13 protein-coding genes are annotated in these 20,446 nt (G+C 43.9%); 11 read left to right on the top strand and 2 right to left on the bottom strand.

Translation table 11 applies throughout. The annotated features are described in order from the left end of the window. Nucleotides 1-46 precede the first annotated feature (46 nt). The 8 genes from ACS8FD_RS03640 to pgsA all read left to right on the top strand — a co-directional run bounded on the left by ACS8FD_RS03640 (nt 47) and on the right by pgsA (nt 11,008). Nucleotides 47-1,144 carry a branched-chain amino acid ABC transporter permease gene (locus tag ACS8FD_RS03640; RefSeq protein WP_439274510.1) on the top strand — a complete coding sequence of 366 codons (1,098 nt, stop codon included), beginning with the start codon at nt 47-49 and terminating at the stop codon, nt 1,142-1,144. Continuing rightward, nucleotides 1,141-1,908: an ABC transporter ATP-binding protein gene (locus tag ACS8FD_RS03635; protein WP_439274509.1), complete on the top strand. Its 768-nt coding sequence runs from the start codon at nt 1,141-1,143 to the stop codon at nt 1,906-1,908. The genes ACS8FD_RS03640 and ACS8FD_RS03635 overlap by 4 nt, the downstream gene beginning before the upstream one ends. Further along, complete coding sequence (locus ACS8FD_RS03630) at nt 1,908-2,750, top strand: ABC transporter ATP-binding protein (protein ID WP_439274508.1); 843 nt, start codon at nt 1,908-1,910, stop codon at nt 2,748-2,750. Before ACS8FD_RS03635 ends, ACS8FD_RS03630 begins: the two co-directional genes overlap by 1 nt. A 5-nt stretch (nt 2,751-2,755) precedes the next feature. Then, the gene (locus ACS8FD_RS03625; protein WP_439274507.1) at nt 2,756-4,660 is read left to right on the top strand and encodes an AMP-dependent synthetase/ligase; all 1,905 of its coding nucleotides are present in this window, start codon (nt 2,756-2,758) and stop codon (nt 4,658-4,660) included. A gap of 145 nt (nt 4,661-4,805) precedes the next feature. Continuing rightward, complete coding sequence (locus ACS8FD_RS03620) at nt 4,806-6,035, top strand: ABC transporter substrate-binding protein (RefSeq protein WP_439274506.1); 1,230 nt, start codon at nt 4,806-4,808, stop codon at nt 6,033-6,035. Nucleotides 6,036-6,355: 320 nt separating this feature from the next. Further along, nucleotides 6,356-8,320 carry an acetate--CoA ligase gene (acs, locus tag ACS8FD_RS03615; RefSeq protein WP_439274505.1) on the top strand — a complete coding sequence of 655 codons (1,965 nt, stop codon included), beginning with the start codon at nt 6,356-6,358 and terminating at the stop codon, nt 8,318-8,320. Nucleotides 8,321-8,620: 300 nt separating this feature from the next. Next, nucleotides 8,621-9,838 carry an NAD(P)/FAD-dependent oxidoreductase gene (locus ACS8FD_RS03610; protein WP_439274504.1) on the top strand — a complete coding sequence of 406 codons (1,218 nt, stop codon included), beginning with the start codon at nt 8,621-8,623 and terminating at the stop codon, nt 9,836-9,838. Nucleotides 9,839-10,369: 531 nt separating this feature from the next. Further along, nucleotides 10,370-11,008: a CDP-diacylglycerol--glycerol-3-phosphate 3-phosphatidyltransferase gene (gene pgsA / locus ACS8FD_RS03605; RefSeq protein WP_439274625.1), complete on the top strand. Its 639-nt coding sequence runs from the start codon at nt 10,370-10,372 to the stop codon at nt 11,006-11,008. Nucleotides 11,009-11,145: 137 nt separating this feature from the next. Here the strand turns inward: pgsA and ACS8FD_RS03600 are convergent, their stop codons facing one another. Together ACS8FD_RS03600 and ACS8FD_RS03595 are read right to left on the bottom strand one after the other, a co-directional pair. Further along, nucleotides 11,146-11,640, bottom strand: a complete 495-nt coding sequence (locus tag ACS8FD_RS03600; RefSeq protein WP_439274503.1) for a pyridoxamine 5'-phosphate oxidase family protein — start codon at nt 11,638-11,640, stop codon at nt 11,146-11,148. A gap of 240 nt (nt 11,641-11,880) precedes the next feature. After that, on the bottom strand, nt 11,881-12,375 hold the full coding sequence (locus tag ACS8FD_RS03595; RefSeq protein ID WP_439274502.1) for a pyridoxamine 5'-phosphate oxidase family protein: 495 nt from the start codon (nt 12,373-12,375) through the stop codon (nt 11,881-11,883). A 279-nt stretch (nt 12,376-12,654) separates the two neighbouring features. Here ACS8FD_RS03595 and purL point away from each other — a divergent pair, with 279 nt between their 5' ends. From purL to ACS8FD_RS03580, 3 genes are all read left to right on the top strand, one after another. Continuing rightward, nucleotides 12,655-16,647, top strand: a complete 3,993-nt coding sequence (gene purL, locus ACS8FD_RS03590; protein ID WP_439274624.1) for a phosphoribosylformylglycinamidine synthase — start codon at nt 12,655-12,657, stop codon at nt 16,645-16,647. A 151-nt stretch (nt 16,648-16,798) separates the two neighbouring features. Further along, nucleotides 16,799-20,089, top strand: coding sequence for a hypothetical protein (locus tag ACS8FD_RS03585; protein WP_439274501.1), 3,291 nt, complete (start codon nt 16,799-16,801; stop codon nt 20,087-20,089). Nucleotides 20,090-20,153: 64 nt separating this feature from the next. Beyond that, on the top strand, nt 20,154-20,446 hold a 293-nt coding region (locus ACS8FD_RS03580; RefSeq protein WP_439274500.1), incomplete at its 3' end, for a transposase.

Genomic DNA, 20,446 nt, shown 5'->3' with positions numbered 1-20,446 from the left:
GGATGACAAAGCGATCTCTAAACCATTTCAAGGATGAACACTATCAATGAAAGCCCAGTTTAAACACAGCTACGATCAAGATATCAATATCTTTGAAGACAAGCGTCAGCTTATAAAGTATGGCTTACTTCTCTTGCTCCTTATCATCGCGCCTTTACTGCTTAGTAATTATTATATTAGCGAGCTCAGTGCCATATTTATCTGGTCCATCACCGGCCTTGGTTTGATGCTCCTAACTGGGCATACCGGACAGGTCAGCTTAGGCCATGCTGCCTTTATGGCGATAGGCGCTTTTAGCCATATGGCACTGATGATCCGCGGTTGGAACTTTTTCCCCGCGCTGATTGCTTGCGCTTTAATTGCCGGGGTTATCGGTGCCATCATTGCCAGACCTATTCTGCGCACTAGCGGTATCTATTTGGCAATCGCAACGCTGGCTCTGAGTATCATCGTCGAAGATATCGCTATCGTCGCCGAACCCATCACGGGCGGCATCTCTGGTACCTTTGCTTCCCCCATTAACATCTTTGGGTTTACTATTGATCGTTACATCACCCCAAAAGCCTTTTATTACTTGTGCTTAGCACTAGTGGTGCTGATTACCCTTGGTTATATTAACTTGCTCAGAAGCGGTACGGGTCGTTCCTTTTTAGCGATTAGAGATAGTGAGGTCTCCGCGCGCGCCCTTGGTGTCAATGTACCGCAGGCTAAGACTTTAGCTTTTAGCCTGTCCTGTGCGATTACCGCTATCGGCGGCGCTATGTACGGGCATTTTGTGCAAGCGGTCAACTATGAGAGCTTCACGGTTATTATCTCTATCACCATATTACTGCAGATTGTTATTGGTGGTTTAGGTTCTATTCATGGTGCGTTCTTTGGCGCGGTCGTTGTCGTCTTACTACCTCAGCTGATTGCTATTTTGGGCGATATCCTTAGTGAAAACACTGGCGTTAATATTGCTAGTATTGCTGGGGTGGATACAGCGCTGTTCGCCTTAGTAATCGTGATTATGATCATCTACGAGCCGCGCGGCATATATGGTATGTGGATAAAGATTCGCACTTGGTTTGAGATGTTTCCGCTATACCGAAAAGGGCTGTTTCGCCGCTCCAAAACTTACTTAAAAACGGAGCGTATGCGATGAGCTTATTACAAGTAGATTCTTTATCTATCGCATTTGGCGGAGTCAAAGCCGTTGATAATGTCAGTTTTGAAGTGCAGGAGGGCGAGATATTCACTATCGTTGGCCCTAATGGCGCTGGTAAATCGACTATTTTTAACTTAATCAGCCGTTTGTACGAGCCGCTTAATGGTCGCATTGTCTTTGATGGTAAAGACATTACGCGTCTGCCGGCTCATGATATCGCCAAACTAGGTATCGCCCGTACCTTTCAAAACATCGAATTATTTGATCACTCAAGCGTGCTACAAAACCTACTTATCGGTCGGCACTCGCAGCGCAATACTTCTTGGATACAAGATTTGCTCTTTTTGCCAAAGGTGCGTCGTAGTGAGCGCGAGCATCGTCTGCAAGTCGAAAAAATTATTGATTTTTTAGAGTTAGCGCCTTATCGAGATAAGCTGATTGCCGGCCTGCCTTATGGGATTAGAAAAGTCGTTGAGATTGCGCGCGCTTTAGCCGCCAACCCCAAGCTTATTTTACTCGACGAGCCGGCCTCAGGCTTAAGCGTCGAGGAAACCTCAGAGATGGCATGGTGGATTGAAGATATGCAAAAGGATCTTGGCTTGACTATCTTGATGGTGGAGCATGACATGAGCCTTGTTAATCGGGTGTCAAATCGCGTGTTAGCAGTGGCCGAAGGTAAGTTTTTGGCGCAAGGTACCGCAAGCGAAGTGCAAGCGGATCCACAGGTTATTGAGGCTTATCTTGGTCAGGAGGGCGCGTGATGTCAACGGTCAAAAAAACCTTATCTTCTGCTGCACCTGCGACCGATATGAGCTTAGTCGATTCTGAAGTAGCAAACAATGTACTCGAAGTGCGCAACTTAGAATCCGCTTATGGCCCTGTTATGGCGCTGCGCGGCGTAAGCTTAGAGGTGCCAAAAGGTAAAGTTGTCACTATCTTGGGCGCGAATGGCGCGGGTAAAACCACTTTGATGAAGACTATCTCTGGCGTCATTAATCCTCGTAAGGGCGCCGTCTGGTTCCATGGCGAGCGTATCGATGGCACTGAGCCTGATCGCTTGGTCAAAAAGGGTCTTTCGCACGTGCCAGAAGGCCGAGAAGTTTTTCCCTTCTTAAACGTTGCCGAAAACTTAGCGATGGGCGCTTATACTCGGCGTGACAAGGCTGAGATACAGCGCGACGTTGAGATGATCTATGAGTATTTCCCCATTCTAAAAGAGCGCCGCGACCAAGCAGCTGGCACTATGTCTGGTGGTCAGCAGCAGATGCTGGCGATTGGGCGCGGTCTGATGTCACGCCCTTCACTAATGCTGCTAGACGAACCTTCGCTTGGACTGTCGCCACTACTAGTACAAGAGATATTTGCCATTATCCGCAGACTGAATAAAGAGCAAGGAGTGACCATTTTATTAGTTGAGCAAAATGCGCGGGTCGCTCTGTCAGCAGCGGATTACGGTTATGTGCTCGAGACCGGGCGTATCGTAATGGCAGGCTCAGCGGACAAACTGATGCACTCCGATGATATTAAAGAGTTCTACTTAGGACAAACCAAAGACAACACTGCGCCGGCCACTCGCTGGAAGCGCAAAAAGACTTGGCGATAACGATCATGACGACCTCCATCGATACTGTAACTGGTACTTTAACGAGTGATTCTTCTGCTCCTGCTGATACTCGCCGTACGATAAATAATGCTCCTTATGAGCATGCGCCGCAGCTCTTAGAGGGCTGTGATACCTTGACCAAACTTTGGCGACAGGTGTGCTTAGATCGAGGCGACAAAATCGCCCATCGCGAAAAAGCTTTTGGTATCTGGCAAAGCTACAGCTGGACAGATTATTATCAGCGCAGCTGTGATATCGGCATGGCGCTCGTTGAGCTTGGTTTAAACAAAGGTGACACCGTCTCTATCTTGAGTGAAGATAATAAAGAGTGGCTCTATTGTGATCTAGGTATCTGCGCAGTCGGCGGCATACCGAACGGCGTCTATACCACCGATAGCCCAGAGCAGCTTGCTTATATATTAAGCGACAGCCATTCTAAGTTTTTGATTGTCGAAAATGATGAGCAGCTGCATAAGTTTTTGGAGATTCGTGAGCAGACGCCCAATGTCAAAAAAGTCATTGTCTTTGAGGATAAGGGCCTACGTAGCCTACAAGACGATCAGGTGATGTTCTTAGACGAGCTGTATCTGCTTGGTCAAAACGTGGACCATGCCTTGGAGCGCTTTAGCGACTATATCGATCAAAGCACTCCTAACGATGTACGCACCCTGATCTATACTTCAGGTACCACAGGCGATCCCAAAGGCGCCATATTAACGCATGCCAATGTGCTGTTTGGACTAAGAAACAGTATTGAGGTGCTCACTATTTTGCCCATCGATGAGCAGCTGTGCTTTTTACCACTCTGTCACGTGCTAGAGCGTCTTACGTCAGTTGACCTGCCCATTCATCGCGGCTGTATCGTCAATTTTGCCGAGAGTACCGAGACGGTATTTGAAAATATGAAAGAAGTCTCACCGAATACCTTTACTGCCGTGCCTAGATTGTGGGAAAAGATGTATGCCGTCATCAGTAATATGCGCAGCGATGCGAGCGCGCTTAATGGCTGGGCATTTGATAAAGCCATAAAAGCAGGGTATGACTATGCGGATGTGATTATGGCAGGTAACACGCCTACGACGTCTCAAAAGCTGCGCTATGAGTTTTGGGACAAGCTAGTATTACGTAAGCTGCGCGACCTTATCGGCATGACCAATATCCGCCGTGCCGCAACTGGAGCTGCGCCCATATCCTTAGATATTATCCGCTGGTTTCATGCGATAGGCGTACCTATCTATGAAGGCTACGGTATGACAGAAAGCTCAGGGGTGATATCGATAAACACCCCTGCTGAGAACAGGGCTGGTAGCGTCGGTAAGGTATTGCCAAACTCCGAAGTGCGTATCGCTGATAACGGTGAAATACTCGTCAAAGGCGGTAACGTGTTTGCAGGATACTGGAACAAACCTGAAAAAACTGCTGAAGACTTGCGTGATGGCTGGCTACATACGGGCGATGTTGGCGAGTTAAAAGAAGGTTATCTATTTATTACCGGCCGTATCAAAGACATTATTATCACCGCAGGCGGCAAAAATGTTACCCCAGCTGCGATAGAGAGTAAGCTTAAATTTTCGTCCTATATCTCAGATGCCATCATCATCGGCGACAGGCGCAAATATTTGAGCTGCCTAATTATGATAGATCAAGAGAATGTCGAAAAGTTTGCCCAAGACAATCAAGTGATGTTCTCAGATTTTCGTTCACTGTGTCATGCGCCAGAAGTCATCGCTTTGATCGATGAAGTCATACAATCTGTCAATGAAAGCTTAGCGCAAGTCGAGAAGATTAAACGCTTTCGACTCATTGATGTGCTCTTAAACCCTGAAGATGAGGAGCTTACCGCTACGATGAAACTAAAAAGGAGTTTAGTTGAGAAAAAACACCATACGCTAATCGATTCTATGTACTGATTTAAGTCGTTTTCAGCACAGTTTAGCTTTATTAAATTTACCTAGTGAAGGTGTTAACAGTAATAAAGGTAACAAGAGTAATAGAAGTATCGAGAGTATTGACAGCATCAAACTAACAGCGACTTAAGTCGCAAGGAGACAGACAATGAAATGGACAGTCAAAACGACGCTAATGGCACTAACGGTTACCATAGGTTTGGTGGGCTGTAGCGACCCAAAATCTACAGAAGCGACTGGTACAGATGCTGAGACCGCCACCTCGACTAGCGATATACCCGTACAAGGCGTGAGTGATACGGAGATTATTCTTGGTAGTGCGAATGACTTATCGGGCCCGTTTGCAGGATTTGGTAATCCTGCGGTCGCTGGGGCTAATATGTATTTCGATGAGGTGAATGCGGCAGGCGGCGTCAACGGTCGCACCATTCGCTACATCGTCGAAGATCATTCTTATCAAGTACCAAAAGCCGTACAGTCTGCTAATAAGCTTGTGAGCCGCGATAAAGTATTTGCTATGCTCATGTCGCTTGGTACCCCGCACAACTTAGCGAGTTTCCCCATTATGGATCGCGCCAATGTGCCGAGCGTCATGCCGCTGACCTTTGCTCGCGCCATGCAAGAAGAGGGCGAATTTGATCGTCGTTATACTGCTGGTAGTACTTATTATGATTCAATTAAGCTTGGGATGGAGAATCTAATTGCCGAGAATAATGTAACGAATCTATGTGTCATGTACATCCCATCAGACTATGGCGAAGAGACCAATGAAGCAGCGATGGATATTGCTAACAATAACCCTAATGTCACGTTAGTTGAGGCCAGCTCGCACCGTCCTGATGAAACGGACTTTTCAGGTGCGATTGCCAAACTAAAAGATTCTAATTGCGAACTAATCGCTTTATCTTTAACCATACGCGGCGCTATTACCGCAGTCGGTACGGCTAACGCCATGGGCTGGGATGATGTGAAATTTATCGCTCCGGTCACCGGCTTCCACCCCGCAGTAGCCGAAGCTCCAGGCGGCGCTAGTGAAGGGCTATATGCGGTTTCTTATTATAATGATCTAGCACTAAGAGCTGATGAGCCTGAGACTAAAGCTTTTGTTGAGAAGTATGAAGCAACCACAGGGGAGGATGTATCAGCAGGCGCAATCCTCGGTTATCTCGCTGCAAAAGTAACTGTCCAAGGACTGGAAGCTGCAGGTCAGAACTTAAATGCGGACACTTTTAATGCGGGTTTAGAAACGGTTAGCTTCGTCGATGGGGTGACAGGATCTTCGGTCGCTATCACTCCTGAGAGTCATGTCGCGATTAATGACGTTTATTTATCACAAGTACAAAATGGTCAATGGAAAACGGTCACCCAGCTTAAATAACTGAAGTCAGTGTGACTGAATGCGTTAAATGCCATTGTACGAAACACAAGCCATACTTAAGTATGGCTTGTTTGGGTTATAGACTTTGGTTTTTATAAGCTTTGAGTTTTATAGGTTATGACAGTCTGATTTTTAGGTGCACAGTTGTATATTGAAATTGTTGTCATTCATGGTCAATGGCTTGCAACCTTCTTCCTTATTTGCCAAACTAAGGTTAAACGTCATACATTATGGACGATGACTCTGCATTACCGATATAGACGTGTGGCTGTTATCAATCGCGATTTATAGGGTAATCATAATCAAAAAGGAAGATGACCATGACCCAAGAATCGTTTTCTATTCCGGCTGAATTTATCGCCACTGCTAATACTAGTCCTGAAGAGTACCAGAAGGACTATCAGCGTTCCATTGCTTCGATTGAGGACAACGATGCTTACTGGGCCGAGCGCGCTGAAGACATTGATTGGATCACCAAACCTACCAAAATTGGCAATGTCAGCTACGACTTGGATGATTTTCGTATTAAGTGGTTCGAAGATGGCGAGCTCAATATCTCAGTCAACTGCCTCGATCGTCATCTAAAAGACAATCCTTACAAGCCTGCCATTATTTGGGAGGGCGATCATCCCTCTTTGAACAAAATTATCTCTTTTAAAGAGCTCCATGCCGAGGTATGCCGCTTAGGTAATGCGATGCGCAACTTAGGAGTCAAAAAAGGCGACCGCGTGACCCTTTATATGCCGATGATACCTGAGGCTATGGTTGCTATGCTGGCTTGTACTCGCATAGGCGCGGTGCATTCAGTAGTCTTTGGTGGTTTCTCTGCTGAGAGTTTAAGTAGCCGCATCGTCGATAGTCAGTCTAAACTAGTGATTACTGCCGATGAAGGCTTACGTGGTAATAGCCGTACGCCGCTCAAAGCCAATGTCGATCGCGCTTTGGATGCCGAAGGCACTGACAGTGTGGAAAACGTCATTGTCGTACACCGTACTGGCAACTCAGTGCCGATGAGTGGTCGCCGTGACCACTGGTATCACAACCTCATCGAAGCGCAAAGCGAGCACTGCGAACCTGAGGTCATGAATAGCGAGGACCCGCTGTTTTTATTATATACTTCCGGCTCAACGGGTAAGCCAAAAGGCGTCGTCCATACTACCGGCGGCTATATTGTCTATGCGCTATCGACCTTTCGTGATGTCTTCGATATAAAAGACGATGACATCTATTGGTGTACCGCTGATGTCGGCTGGATCACCGGCCATACTTATGCCACTTACGCGCCGCTAGCCAATGGCACCACGACGGTGATGTTCGAAGGGGTACCAGAATATCCCACTTGGGCGCGAGTCGGTAATATCATTGATAAGCACAATATCAGTATATTATATACCGCGCCAACCGCCATTCGCGCGATGATGAAAGAGGGCGATGCCTTTGTCCGTGAGTCAGACCGCTCAAGTTTACGTCTGCTTGGTACGGTCGGCGAACCGATCAACCCTGAAGCTTGGGATTGGTACTATAATGTCGTCGGCGGCGCGCGTTGCCCTATCGTCGATACCTGGTGGCAGACAGAAAACGGCGGTGTTTTACTGGCGCCTATTCCAGGCACAGTTGCGCTCAAACCGGGGGCGGCAATGAATCCGCTATATGGTATTGAGCCTGCCATCATGGAAGATGATTATGAGCTTGAGGGACCCGCTTCAGGTAATCTAGCTATTAGTAATAGCTGGCCGGGTCAAATGCGAACGATTTATAATGATCATGCGCGCTTTTTGGAGACTTATTTTGCCGAGTATCCGGGTTATTACTTCACTGGGGATGGCGCGCAGCGTGATGAAGATGGTCACTACTGGATCACAGGGCGCGTCGATGATGTGCTCAATGTCTCAGGGCATAGGCTCGGAACGGCTGAGATTGAAAGCGTCGTAGATGAGCATCCCTCTATCGTAGAGGCTGCCGTGGTCGGGATGCCGCACGAAATACGTGGCATCGGTATTTGTGTTTTTGCGATCTTGAAATCAGGTGAGAGCGCAGATGATAGTCTGAAATCTGAGCTCAATCGCCATGTACGTACGGAGATTGGCCCTATTGCCAACTTAGATGCTATCTTTATCGTTGATGCTCTACCCAAAACTCGCTCTGGCAAGATCATGCGTCGTATTCTGCGCAATATCGCCGCCGGTCAGTATGTTGGGCTTGGCGATTTATCAACGTTAGCGGATAGCTCAGTCATTAATAAGTTAATCGAAGTGGTCAAGTCAGAGCGCAAAGATTGCTTATAGTTGACCATGTCGCTATTAGACACTCAAAACAAGTTATACTGTTTTAGTAGACCTAAAAAGTATGGTTGATGCACTTTAAAAGTGACATAGCGCTACTAGGCTAAATCTTACTTGCGTGCTGTTATCACAGAGGCTGCATAAAATTCATCCCAGTAGCGCTTTTTAAGCCATAACAGTTTTATATTTAACTGACTAAAACATGGTTTTTTTGAGTGTTACTTTGTTCTGAATTCTATACAGTCCCTAATGTACTGCTCGCTAGCTTGGTTTTTTATTCTCTCACAAGGTTTTATTTTCATCATGACTGACCACACAACTCATAACGAGCAAAATAATAATACAAAGTTAACCGCTAAATCCTCTTCTAAAATAGCCATCATTGGTGGCGGCTTGAGTGGTCTATTTACGGCCACTTTATTAGAGCGTAAGTTTGCTCAGCATCAGCATCAGCATCAGCACTCAAATCTACAAATCACCCTCTTTGAGAAATCGCGCGGCGTAGGACGGTTAGCGACTCGCTATCGCAGCGATACAACGACAGGTAAAAACTGGCAGTGGAGCTTTGGCGCGCAGTTCTTCACAGCTAAGACAGATAGCTTTCAGCAGTTTATCACTCCTTGGTTAGACTCAGGGCTAGTGCAGCCGTGGCGTGCGCAAGTGGTCAATTTATCCATCGCTAATGAAGAAGGTCAACCACCGCCCATCGAGCAAAAAGAGCAGTGGGGTACCGAGCAGCCTCGTTATGTTAGTACACCAAAAATGACCAGTTGGGGCCGAGCATTAGCCGATCAGCTGCAGCAGGCGACGATACAGTTCAAAACTCGCGTGGCTCCTTTTGCTCAATACTCCAATCTGCAAGCAAGCGAGCCGACCGAGCTTTTTGATGATAATGGCAATAGTTTAGGTCAATTTGATTGGGTCATTTGTACCGCGCCTAACGGCCAAGCGGCTGAGCTAATGGCAGATAGCGGCTTCACGAATCAAGCAAAGATTATGCAGCCCAAAATGCTGGCTTGTTATACCTTAATGCTTGGCTGGAATGATGAGTCAAAGCTACCTGATAGCTTAAAGCACTCAATTGATAGTCAAGATATAAAACCGTGGGATGTTGCTTATCTACGAGACTCTATCCTGGCTAAGATATTTGTTGAGCATCACAAGCCTAATCATGAGGGGCTATTACCAAGCGTCACTATGCATGCTGACAATGATTGGTCTGAGCAGCAAGTAGACCAAGATATTGACGAGATAACCGCTCAATTATTAGCAGCAGCAAAAAATGCGCTGAACTGGACTGAGCAAACCGCGCCGAGTCAGATTGACTGTCATCGCTGGCGTTATGCAGCAACATCGATGGCGTCAAATGACGAAGGTGACGCGCAGCCGTTAGGCGTCTTAGTAGACAAAGAACAGCAATGGATAGTTAGTGGTGATTGGTGCGGGCGCGGCAATATTGAAAGCTGCTATCAGACGGCCGAAGAGGTGGTAGAAGTAATTGCGGCGACTTTAGAGGTGTAGAATTTTAGAGATTACTTATAGCTTATCTCTAAGCTTTGCTGGCTTTGATATTTTCAGTATAAAAGTAAAAAAAAGCCCACAGAGGAGGAACTGTGGACTGAGGAAAAAGGTCATTTCGCTGTATAACCAAGCTTATTAAGGCCTGACTATAACTTATTATTGTTTGCTTTAACCGCCGCTGATAGATCTATTTACAAACGGTTATATAGTTAAAGATAAGGCCTATCGCTGCTAAATCAATTGTTTCTTACATCTGCTTACAACTTATAGTGAACACTTGTACCACTGCTTTTAGCTGTTTTAAATAGAGCTAATCAATACTTAAAATTATCGAAAATTAGAACCAATAAGTGTTTTTCTGTCTATCCCATACTACCTAAACGTTTCGAATACTCTGATATAGATAAGCGAAAATACAATTCATGACGACAAGCCTAAAAAATGCTAAGCTAGCGCCCATCATTATGTTGATATAGAACTGGTTTTGTCATGACCGAGACTACAAAGTTGCACACTCCGCCATCGCCGCCGATGCAAAATGATAAAAGCATCTTTAACTTGCCTAATAATCTAACGATTGCGCGGATTTTGATGATTCCACTCTTTGTGGCGATTGCCTATTGGCCGCCAGCGATGGGTATTGGTATGCCCGCCATTTCGGATAATGCGATTGCGCGGGTCGGTATGAGCGAATTTAGCGACAGTTTGCTACGCCATTTATTATTGACAGGGGTGTTTATCATCGCCGCGATTACCGATTGGCTCGATGGCTATTTTGCGCGTAAGCTCAATGTCATGTCCGCTTTTGGCCGTTTTTTAGATCCGGTCGCTGATAAGCTCATGGTCGCTGCTGCGCTCATTATTCTAGTACAGTGGCACCCAAATATTATTATGGCGATAGCGGCGATCGTGATTATCTCGCGCGAGATTGCAGTGTCAGCGCTACGCGAATGGATGGCAGAGTTAGGCAATCGTACGAGTGTTGCTGTCTCTTATGTTGGTAAGCTTAAAACCACCTTTCAGATGGTTGCTATTACCGTATTACTACTCAATTGGGAGTCGCTCGAAACGATCGGTTATGCGTTGATGGTAGCAGCGGTGATACTAACGCTTTGGTCGATGATGATTTATCTAAAGGCGGCTTGGCCGTATTTAAAGCGCAGTGGTTAACAGCATTAGACCAAGCTCATACCTTTCATTTCTAAATTCAAATAGTGCTCACTAAAACGCCAGTAGCGGTCAATAACGGCTACTGGCGTTTTTCATTAAGCAACAAGTCTCTTTTAAATAAAGCTTGTTTTGTAAAGTTATAGCTCTATAGAGAAATTATCTCCCAAGCTTTTTTCAATAGCATTATCGCTCACAGCAGCAGCGGTCATCTTGAAGGCACTGGCGATAGCATTGCCATTAGCCCAATATTCTGCGCCATGCGGAACGACTTTGATTAGCTGCACTTTTGGGTCTTCCTTACCTTTTTCAAAATAAGCGTTGTACATTACCGACCATAGTTCATCTAATTTTTCCTTGTCTTCGACCAGTTCTGCTTTGCCGGTAATAGACAAGTATTTCTCATTATCTTGGGTAACATAAGCTAAGTTTACTTGCGGGTTTTTTTCGATATTATCGACCGCCTCAGAAGGCTTGTGACCGATAAACCAAATCTCCTTGGCACCGATACTGGTCTCAGTAGTATTCATCGGGCAAGAGTGCAAGTGATCCTCATGAGTGCGAGTCGTCATCATGGTATATTTAATCTCGTTGACCATCGCTTGAATGGTATCCATTTGCTGTTGTTTACTCATAGTTATCATCCTTGTTAGTTGTCTTTAAAATTATAAAATCTATCTTTATTAATATAGCCAAATCGGGCGCTAGTGCGCTACAGAGAGTCTGTAAGGCGCTGTGAAAGTTTGTAATTTTAGCGCGGCTTAATAAGCTAACTAATAGCATCAGCTCAACGTAAATAAACACCTAAAAAAAACGCCAGTAAGAAAAATCTTACTGACGTTGTGATAATGTTTTTGCTAGTGGCTATTGACAGCTTATAGCTCAATATTAAACTGCTCGCCAATACCTTCAGCGGTCTCGCCATCTTGTACAGCAGCAGCAGCCATTTTAAACATATTAACCGTTGAGCTACCACTGATCCAGCACTCTACGCCATGTGGAACAACCTTAATCAATTGTACATTAGGGTCTTCTTTACCGTGCTCGAAAAAGGCATTGTCTACTGGTGACCAAAGCTCATCTAGCTTGGCTTTATCGTCCGATAATTCAGCATTGGCACTAACTGATACATAATTCTTTGCGTCTTGACTGGAATACGTTAGACCGACCTTTTTATTATCCTGAATATCTTTGACCACATCTGAGGTTTTATCACCGATGAACCAAATCTCTTTACCACCGATACTCGTCTCAGTCGTCGTCATCGGCCAAGCATGAAGATCGCCTTTTTTATTAATAGTAGTCATCATAGCAAATTTTATGTCTTTAACGATCTCTTGTACTTTATCGATATTATCTTGCTTACTCATAATATATCCTTTTTCGTTAAAATTATTGAATTGTTTTACTTATTGACGCTTTATAGCATAGCGACAGTTGCCTATATAGATATATAGCTTGCCAGTAATGCGATGTGAAAGTTTGTAAGCTATATAAGGGTTCAGTAAAATATAATGGCGATTGAGCGAAGAGCAAATAGTACGGCTTTGAGACTGCTTATTTGGCCTCTTCTTGTTATAATGCAGCGACCATTTACTTTGCATGGCAGTAATGCCTGTTACTGCTCATATATTATGGAATATGCCTCTATGATGACCATCGCCGGACAGCCGTTTTTGACCGATTTTCAGACCCAGCAACTTATCAATCAATTTGCGCAAAAAACCGATCTAAACGTGACCCAAATCAGTACTCAGCAGGTTTTTGTACTCTCAAGAGAGCTCTTGGGTGAGGAGCAAAAAAAGGCATTGGATCTGCTAGGGGTAAAACAGGAAATCTCTCTAGAAACTGCTACAACCAATCAAATCCAAGTCATCGTCAGCCCGCGCTTCGGCACTATATCGCCATGGGCCAGTAAAGCGACCGATATCTTCAATAATTGTGAGCTGAAGATAAACCGAGTTGAGCGGGTGATTGTTTATACGTTAACGCTAGCAGGCAATGCTAATGAGAAGCTATCAACTACCGCTGAGCGTTTATTATATGACCGTATGACGCAAAGCTTGGTTTATGATTTAGAAAAGGTTGGCCAATTATTCGATGATGAACCGCCAGCGCCATTGAATCATATCGATGTGATGGGTGCAGGAAGAGAGGCTTTAGAGTCTGCTAATATGACTTTTGGTTTTGCCTTATCGAGTGATGATATTGATTATTTGCTGCATGCTTACGTTAATGACTTACAGCGCAATCCCACCGATGTTGAGCTGATGATGTTTGCGCAAGCCAACTCTGAGCATTGCCGTCATAAGATCTTCAATGCCGAATGGACGGCTGATGGTGAAGTACAGCCAAAATCACTGTTTCAGATGATTAAGAATACCTATCAGTCAAACCCAGAAGGCATCTTGTCCGCTTACAAAGACAACGCGGCGGTGATGGCAGGGGCTGAGGGGATGCGTTTTTACCCAATGCCTACCGACGCTCAAGACAGCACTTCAGCGCATCCGTATGGCTTTCATCAAGAAGCTATCGATATCCTGATGAAAGTCGAAACCCATAACCATCCAACGGCGATTGCGCCTTATGCCGGTGCAGCAACGGGCGCCGGTGGTGAGATTCGTGATGAAGGCGCAACCGGTCGCGGCGGTAAGCCAAAAGCAGGTCTGACCGGCTTTCATGTCTCTCATCTTCACATTCCAGAGCTGCCTGAGAAATGGGAGCAATCAGGGCAAGTTAGCACCCAAGATTATGGCACGCCGGAGCGCATGGCAACGGGCCTTGAGATTATGACGGAAGCGCCACTCGGGTCCGCTAATTTCTCCAATGAGTTTGGTCGTCCGAATCTATGCGGTTATTTCCGTAGCTTCCAATTAGATACTTCAGCCGCCAAAGACGGTAGCAAGATGCGCGGCTATCATAAGCCGATTATGCTGGCGGGTGGATATGGCAATATCAAGCGTAACCTAATTGAGAAAAATCCGATTCGTGAAGGGGATTTATTGATCGTCCTCGGCGGCCCTGCCATGCAAATTGGTCTTGGCGGCGGTGCAGCCTCTTCGGTCGATAGCGGCTCGCTCGATGAAGGTTTGGACTTTGCTTCTGTACAGCGTGATAACGCCGAGATGGAACGTCGCTGCCAAGAAGTCATTGACCGCTGTTGGGCCCTTGCGGGTAATGATATTGAGACAAGCAACAACAGCGCGGATGGCAACCCAATCGTCTCCTTGCATGATGTCGGTGCAGGTGGTCTATCAAATGCTATGCCGGAACTGGTCAATGACCATGAAATGGGTGCGGTGCTCAATTTGCGCCATATTCCATCGCTAGAGGCGGGCATGTCACCGATGGCGATCTGGTCGAATGAAGCGCAAGAGCGTTATGTCCTTGCCATTCGCCCAGAGAGTAAAGCGCAGTTTGACGCGATTTGTACACGTGAGCGCTGCCCGTATGCGATATTAGGAGAAGCGACTGAAGTACGTCAGTTGACGGTCAATGATGAGCTATTGGACGATCAGCCTGTCGATATGCCGATGCAAGTCTTGCTCGGTGGTACCCCAAAGATGCAGCGTAGCTTTGAGGTACAAGCAAATGAGCTAGCTCCATTAGTACTTAATGATTTTGACTTGACCGAAGCGGTGACGGACGTGCTGCGTCATCCGACGGTCGCTAGCAAATCGTTCCTCATTAGCATCGGTGACCGCTCTATCACCGGTATGGTGGTGCGCGATCAATACGTTGGCCGCTATCAAGTACCCGTCGCCGATTGTGCGATTACTGCGTCAGGACTCATAGCGCTTGACGGTCAAGTGATGACCGGCGAGGCGATGAGTATTGGTGAGCGTACGCCGGTGGCATTGATTGACCCCAAAGCCTCCGCGCGACTAGCGGTCGGTGAAGCCATCACTAATATTGCCGGCGCGCGTATCGCCCAGTTATCAGATATCACCATGTCAGCGAACTGGATGGCAGCGTGTGGTGAAGACGTTGAAGACGCAGCGTTATTCGACGCCGTATATACCGTTGGCGAAGAGCTATGTCCAGCGCTCGGTATTGCCATCCCAGTGGGTAAAGACTCGCTATCGATGCGTGCCAATTGGACAGACGACAACGATAATACAGATAAATCAGTCGTCTCGCCAATGAGCTTGGTCATTACTGCCTTTGCGCCTGTCGTCGATGTGGCAAAAACGCTAACGCCTGAGCTTATCAACGGCAATAGTGCTTTTTATCGTCTTGACTTATCGAGAGGTAAATTGCGTTTGGGCGGCTCTATCCTTGCACAAACGGCCAGCCAACTCGGCAATGAATGCCCTGATCTGGATAAGCCCAGCGACTTAGTTGATTTCTTTAACTTCATTCAAGCCGGTAATGAGCAAGATATCATCAGTGCCTACCACGATATCGGTGATGGCGGCCTGCTCGCGACTATTGCTGAGATGCAGTTTACTAGCCGTCAAGGTATCAAACTGTCATTGACCGATGACAATCTACTCGGTCAGCTGTTCAGTGAAGAGCTCGGCGCGGTCATTCAAGTGTTGCCGGAAAACGTCGCTGCTTTGATGGATCTGGCAGAAGAGCATAATGTCAGCGATATGCTTAGCCTCGTCGGTCAAAGCTCGGAGGAAGATAGCCTCATCATCCAAACGCCACTGCATCAAGGTGATAAAACTCTGCGTTTCAAGCGCTCCAAGCTGCAACAGCAGTGGAGCCAAGTCAGCTATCAAATCGCCCGTCGCCGTGATAATCCTGACTGCGTGCAGCAAGAGTATGATCTGATCTCTGATGCTAGCTATAAAGGTCTAACCGCTGCGCCAAACTTCGATCTCAATCAAAAGGTTGAAACGCCGTACTTAAATAGCCGCGAAGACAAACCAAGAGTTGCTATCCTGCGTGAGCAAGGCGTCAACGGTCAGCTCGAGATGGCAGCAGGCTTCACCCAAGCAGGCTTTGAAGCGGTCGATGTGCATATGAGCGACTTGCTAGAAGGTCGTATTAACTTACGTGACTTTGATGGTCTGGTCGCTTGTGGCGGCTTTAGCTACGGTGATGTACTGGGCGCAGGCTCAGGTTGGGCCAACTCTATCTTGTTCCATGATGAATTGCGCATGCAGTTCGTGCGCTTCTTCGCGCGCCCTAATACTTTCTCACTTGGCGTCTGTAATGGCTGTCAGATGATGGCGCAGCTCAAAGACTTGATCCCAGGTGCGGAGAACTTCCCACGCTTTATCGCTAATGAATCGGCACGTTTTGAAGCCCGTACCGTCAATGTCAAAGTCGAGCGTACTAAGTCTATCCTGTTCAAAGGCATGCAAGACAGCATTTTGCCTATTGCCGTCGCCCACGGTGAAGGCCTTGCCACCCTTAACGCTACTGAGATTGATGGTATGGCAAAACACGGTCAGCTCGCGATGCGTTATGTCGACAGCCAAGGTCATCCAACCGAGACCTATCCGCTCAATCCTAACGGCTCCATCGGTGGCGTCACGGGCCTGTGTAGCACCGACGGCCGCGTCACTATCATGATGCCGCACCCTGAGCGTAATCTAAAAGCCTACAATCACAGCTGGAAACCTGAACAGTGGGATGAAGACGGCGCATGGATGCGGATGTTCCGTAATGCGCGGGCTTGGCTACGATAGATTTATCTGGTCTTTGATATTTGTTTTGGACATAAAAAAAGGTGGGCTTCGGCTCACCTTTTTTTCATGTTTAGCGCTAATATATATATATTTGTTTTTCGCTTTAGTAAAAAATTAATTTTAACTTCTGAACTCTTGAAAAGGATGCTATATGTCAGAAAAGTTTGATAGCTTCTTGAATAGGCTTCGCCCTCTATCTTACCATGTTAATAATGAGCTTAAAGAAACCTTATTTAAAAATGAGGCGTATTTAGATAACCGCTCAAGTTTTCTTGAAGCAAGTGTAGTTTCTTGGTCAAACTCCTATAAAAAATATCTATTACTGTTAGTTATCTTATGTCTTATGGTGGGTGTGAATGCATATCTTTGGATGAGCTATATAACAGCTTACTTTCAAATTAAGAAAGATTCTAGTTTGTTAGGTATATTATTGACTGGTCAGATTACGATTGTAGGTCTAATTTACCCCTTAGTAATTTCACTTGTTAGTATTTTATTTCAAGACAAAGCAGGTAAAAAAATTATTTTTTCTTTATACCAAAAATATTCTGGTTTTATGTTTGCTGGTTTGAGTGGTCTATCATTAGCTATCATTCTCGCATTTAGCTTAATTCTTAATGCAGCTTTAACAGATAGATTAAGTTTAATATTAAATACAACCTTAACTTTTTGGTTTGTTTTCAACTTATTTCTAACAGTTTGGTTTTTTATTAAAACATTAAGCGTTTTAGATGAAAATAAAAAAGATGAGTTTGTTTTTCGATTTGTAACAAATGAAGTTTGTGAAACTGATCTGAAACAGCGGATACGCAGCGTATATCTCAAAGGGTTATTTCAGTATAAGCTTTTAAGAAACGGTAACGATGATGTGTTGACGATCTCAAATGATTTAATATCGAATAAATACGATAAGGAAGTTAGATATGTAGCTGGTAGGTATAAAGAGTTGCTTAATATTTCATTATGGAAGATAAATTTAGCGATATGGTTGCAATCTAATATTTTAAAAAAATCTACAGATATAAATAATATTGAATCAAACAAGTGTAAATTCTACGTCTGTATTCCTGAGTTCACAAATGGGGATAAGAGTGTAATACTAACAAAATATTCTGGATTTGATATAAATATTTTAGTATCGCTTTTAATAAAAAATTCTGTAAGATATGAGAAAAAAAGTAATAAAACAGACATTAGCATATCATCTGCTTTAGAGGCGTTTACTAGTCCTATTTACACTGCATTGAATAACAATGATGAAAGTCAGTTTGTTGAGTCATTGGATAGACTAGCAAGGTATCACATACAGTTAGCTGAGGTTTTATCCTTTGAAAACCTTGATGGAAAGTATGACAATTGGCTATTACTAAATGAAGGTACTTGGGGCTTTTCTTATTTTACGAATTTTATGAGAACATATTATGTTCTGTTGAAGCAAACTATTGATAAAATTCCCAGTAATACACAATACTTCTATCATAGCCTACGCTTTTATCGAAAAATTTTCTTCGAACAGAAATATATAACTCAGTCTGAAGCTGAAACAGTCCTCAGAAATACGTTATATCTTTGGGTTGCTCTTCTTAAATGGAAAAACCTATCTGATAAAGCTGATGTAGCAGTTAGTGATGGTTTTGAAGATTCTATAAATAATTTTGTATCAGTATGGGAGGAATGGAAAAATACTTATATTAAACATAAGTACAAGGAAGTCGATAGATCTTATAAAATATTATTTGAGCACTTAAAGTACACTGCTGAAATGGTAGTTGAGTCATTAAGCTTCGATAACGACTATGCATTAAGCTGGTCTACTGATATGTTAATTCATTGGAAGAATAGAACTTTAGATGTGCAGACTTATAATGAAGAGCACTTATGGCACTCAGGAGTCATTGATATTGAAATGATATTTAATGGGGATACCGACTTATGGCTTAAGATTAGAAAGGGAAGCGATAAAAATTTAGAGTCAGCTATTAATATAGCTCTAAAAAATGCATATATTGATACAAGATTTCTAATAGTATGCTCTATGTTGGCGAACAGCGAGAATATTTTAAGAGTAAAGCCTTATATTTATGCATTACTAGAAGAAAAAAGAATTCATCCTACTGGTACTCATGACATTAAAGTTAGAAGTATAAATCAAGCTAGTCAACTGCTAGGTGTTTATATTAGACACAAAAAATTTCACTCTGGCGGTGTAGAGAGTTATTCTGGATGGCAGGCTAAGTTAACTGAAAGCTTTAGTCGTAAATTTAGTCAAAAAATGGTTTCTGGTAGGATATACGCAGGATGGTATAACGTCAGTATAGATAATGAGTTTGTTCAACTAATTGTTTCTTACTCTTCAGCCAAATGGAAAATATCTGGAGATTGGTTTGATGTTTTAAAGTCGAATGTTTACAGCTTCTCAAACAGAAAAGACATGATTCGTAGTTTTAAAGCTTTAATTGAGATTGCTCAAAAAACGTCTGAGTACAAATTATTATTTTCTGAAACAACAACCGATAAAGTGATGAATTATCGCACAAACTTTATAGAGTCAATGGAAGAGTTGATTTATGAAATTGAGCAGATTAATAATAATTATATTATAAATTCTGATATTGATAAAATAATGCTTTCTGAAATAGCTAAAGTGGCATCTAATGACTTCATAGCCAATGAAGCGAAGTTTCCACTTAATATATTCGATGAAATAAAAAAAGAGAAAGCTGGACTTATCAGTAGCAACAGAGTTATCCAAGAAAATTTTGAAAAATCTTATATTATGAGCGAGGATGGACCTGAAATTCATAATATGGTTGATTCTTGTGGTGAAATGATATCAGATTACTTGAGAAATATTGTATTAAATACTGTGGTTCGAACTAATGTAACAGACGAACTATGCTTTGAATCTCTTGAGAGCTTGTTGTTTTATATTTCAAATGAAACTAAAATGCCTGATGCTGTTCTTCTATGTCACCAAAGTATATCTGAATTAATATTTGACTTATTAAGTGAAGATGAACAGAAGGTCGAACAGTTTAAAATTACTAAGATCTATTCAGAAGAATACTTCTGCAAAATTGGCGATTGTGAGGTTTATAAGGATAGTTTTAATATCGTAAACTCATGTATTTTGACAACGAAAGACAGATTTAAAGACTTAGTTCTCCAAGACTTTGAAGATGATAATATCGTCAATGTTGTGTTCGATGAGAATGAACAGGATAAAACAAAGGGCGACTTATCATTTGATTATAAATTAGATATTGAAACTGACGAAAATAAATCATTCATTAAACTAAATTTGATTCCAGAAAATATCGAGAGTGATGAAGAAGTCGTTGAAGAACATATTGATGATATTAATCAAGAAGAATTGAACGAAGATAAAACACTATCTAGGCTAGATAGAGTCTTTAAATTTATTTCGGCATATCGAAGGTAGATAGCCTAGGGAGTTTCCCAAAAACTGTGTAACTGCTTATAATCCATTAACCGGAGAATAAGCAATGACTAACCAATCTGATATCAAGAAACTGGCCGAGCAAATGGCTGGTAGCATGAACAGCTTCGATGACATTAAAGACTTCCAGAAGCAGCTTATGCAATCTTTTATCGACACTGCCTTAGAAGCTGAAATGGAAGACCATCTTGGCTACCCCAAGCATGAGAAAGCAGACAAGCCTAATAAGCGCAACGGACACACTAAAAAAACCGTCCGTAGCGACACAGGCGATCTTGAGATATCCACCCCAAGAGACCGTGACGGCGCTTTTGAACCTGCATTAGTGCGTAAGCATCA

The organism is Psychrobacter sp. 1U2 (genome assembly GCF_051847575.1).
The sequence above is the reverse complement of the archived record's forward strand: the minus strand, read 5'-3'. Positions and strand labels throughout refer to the sequence as shown.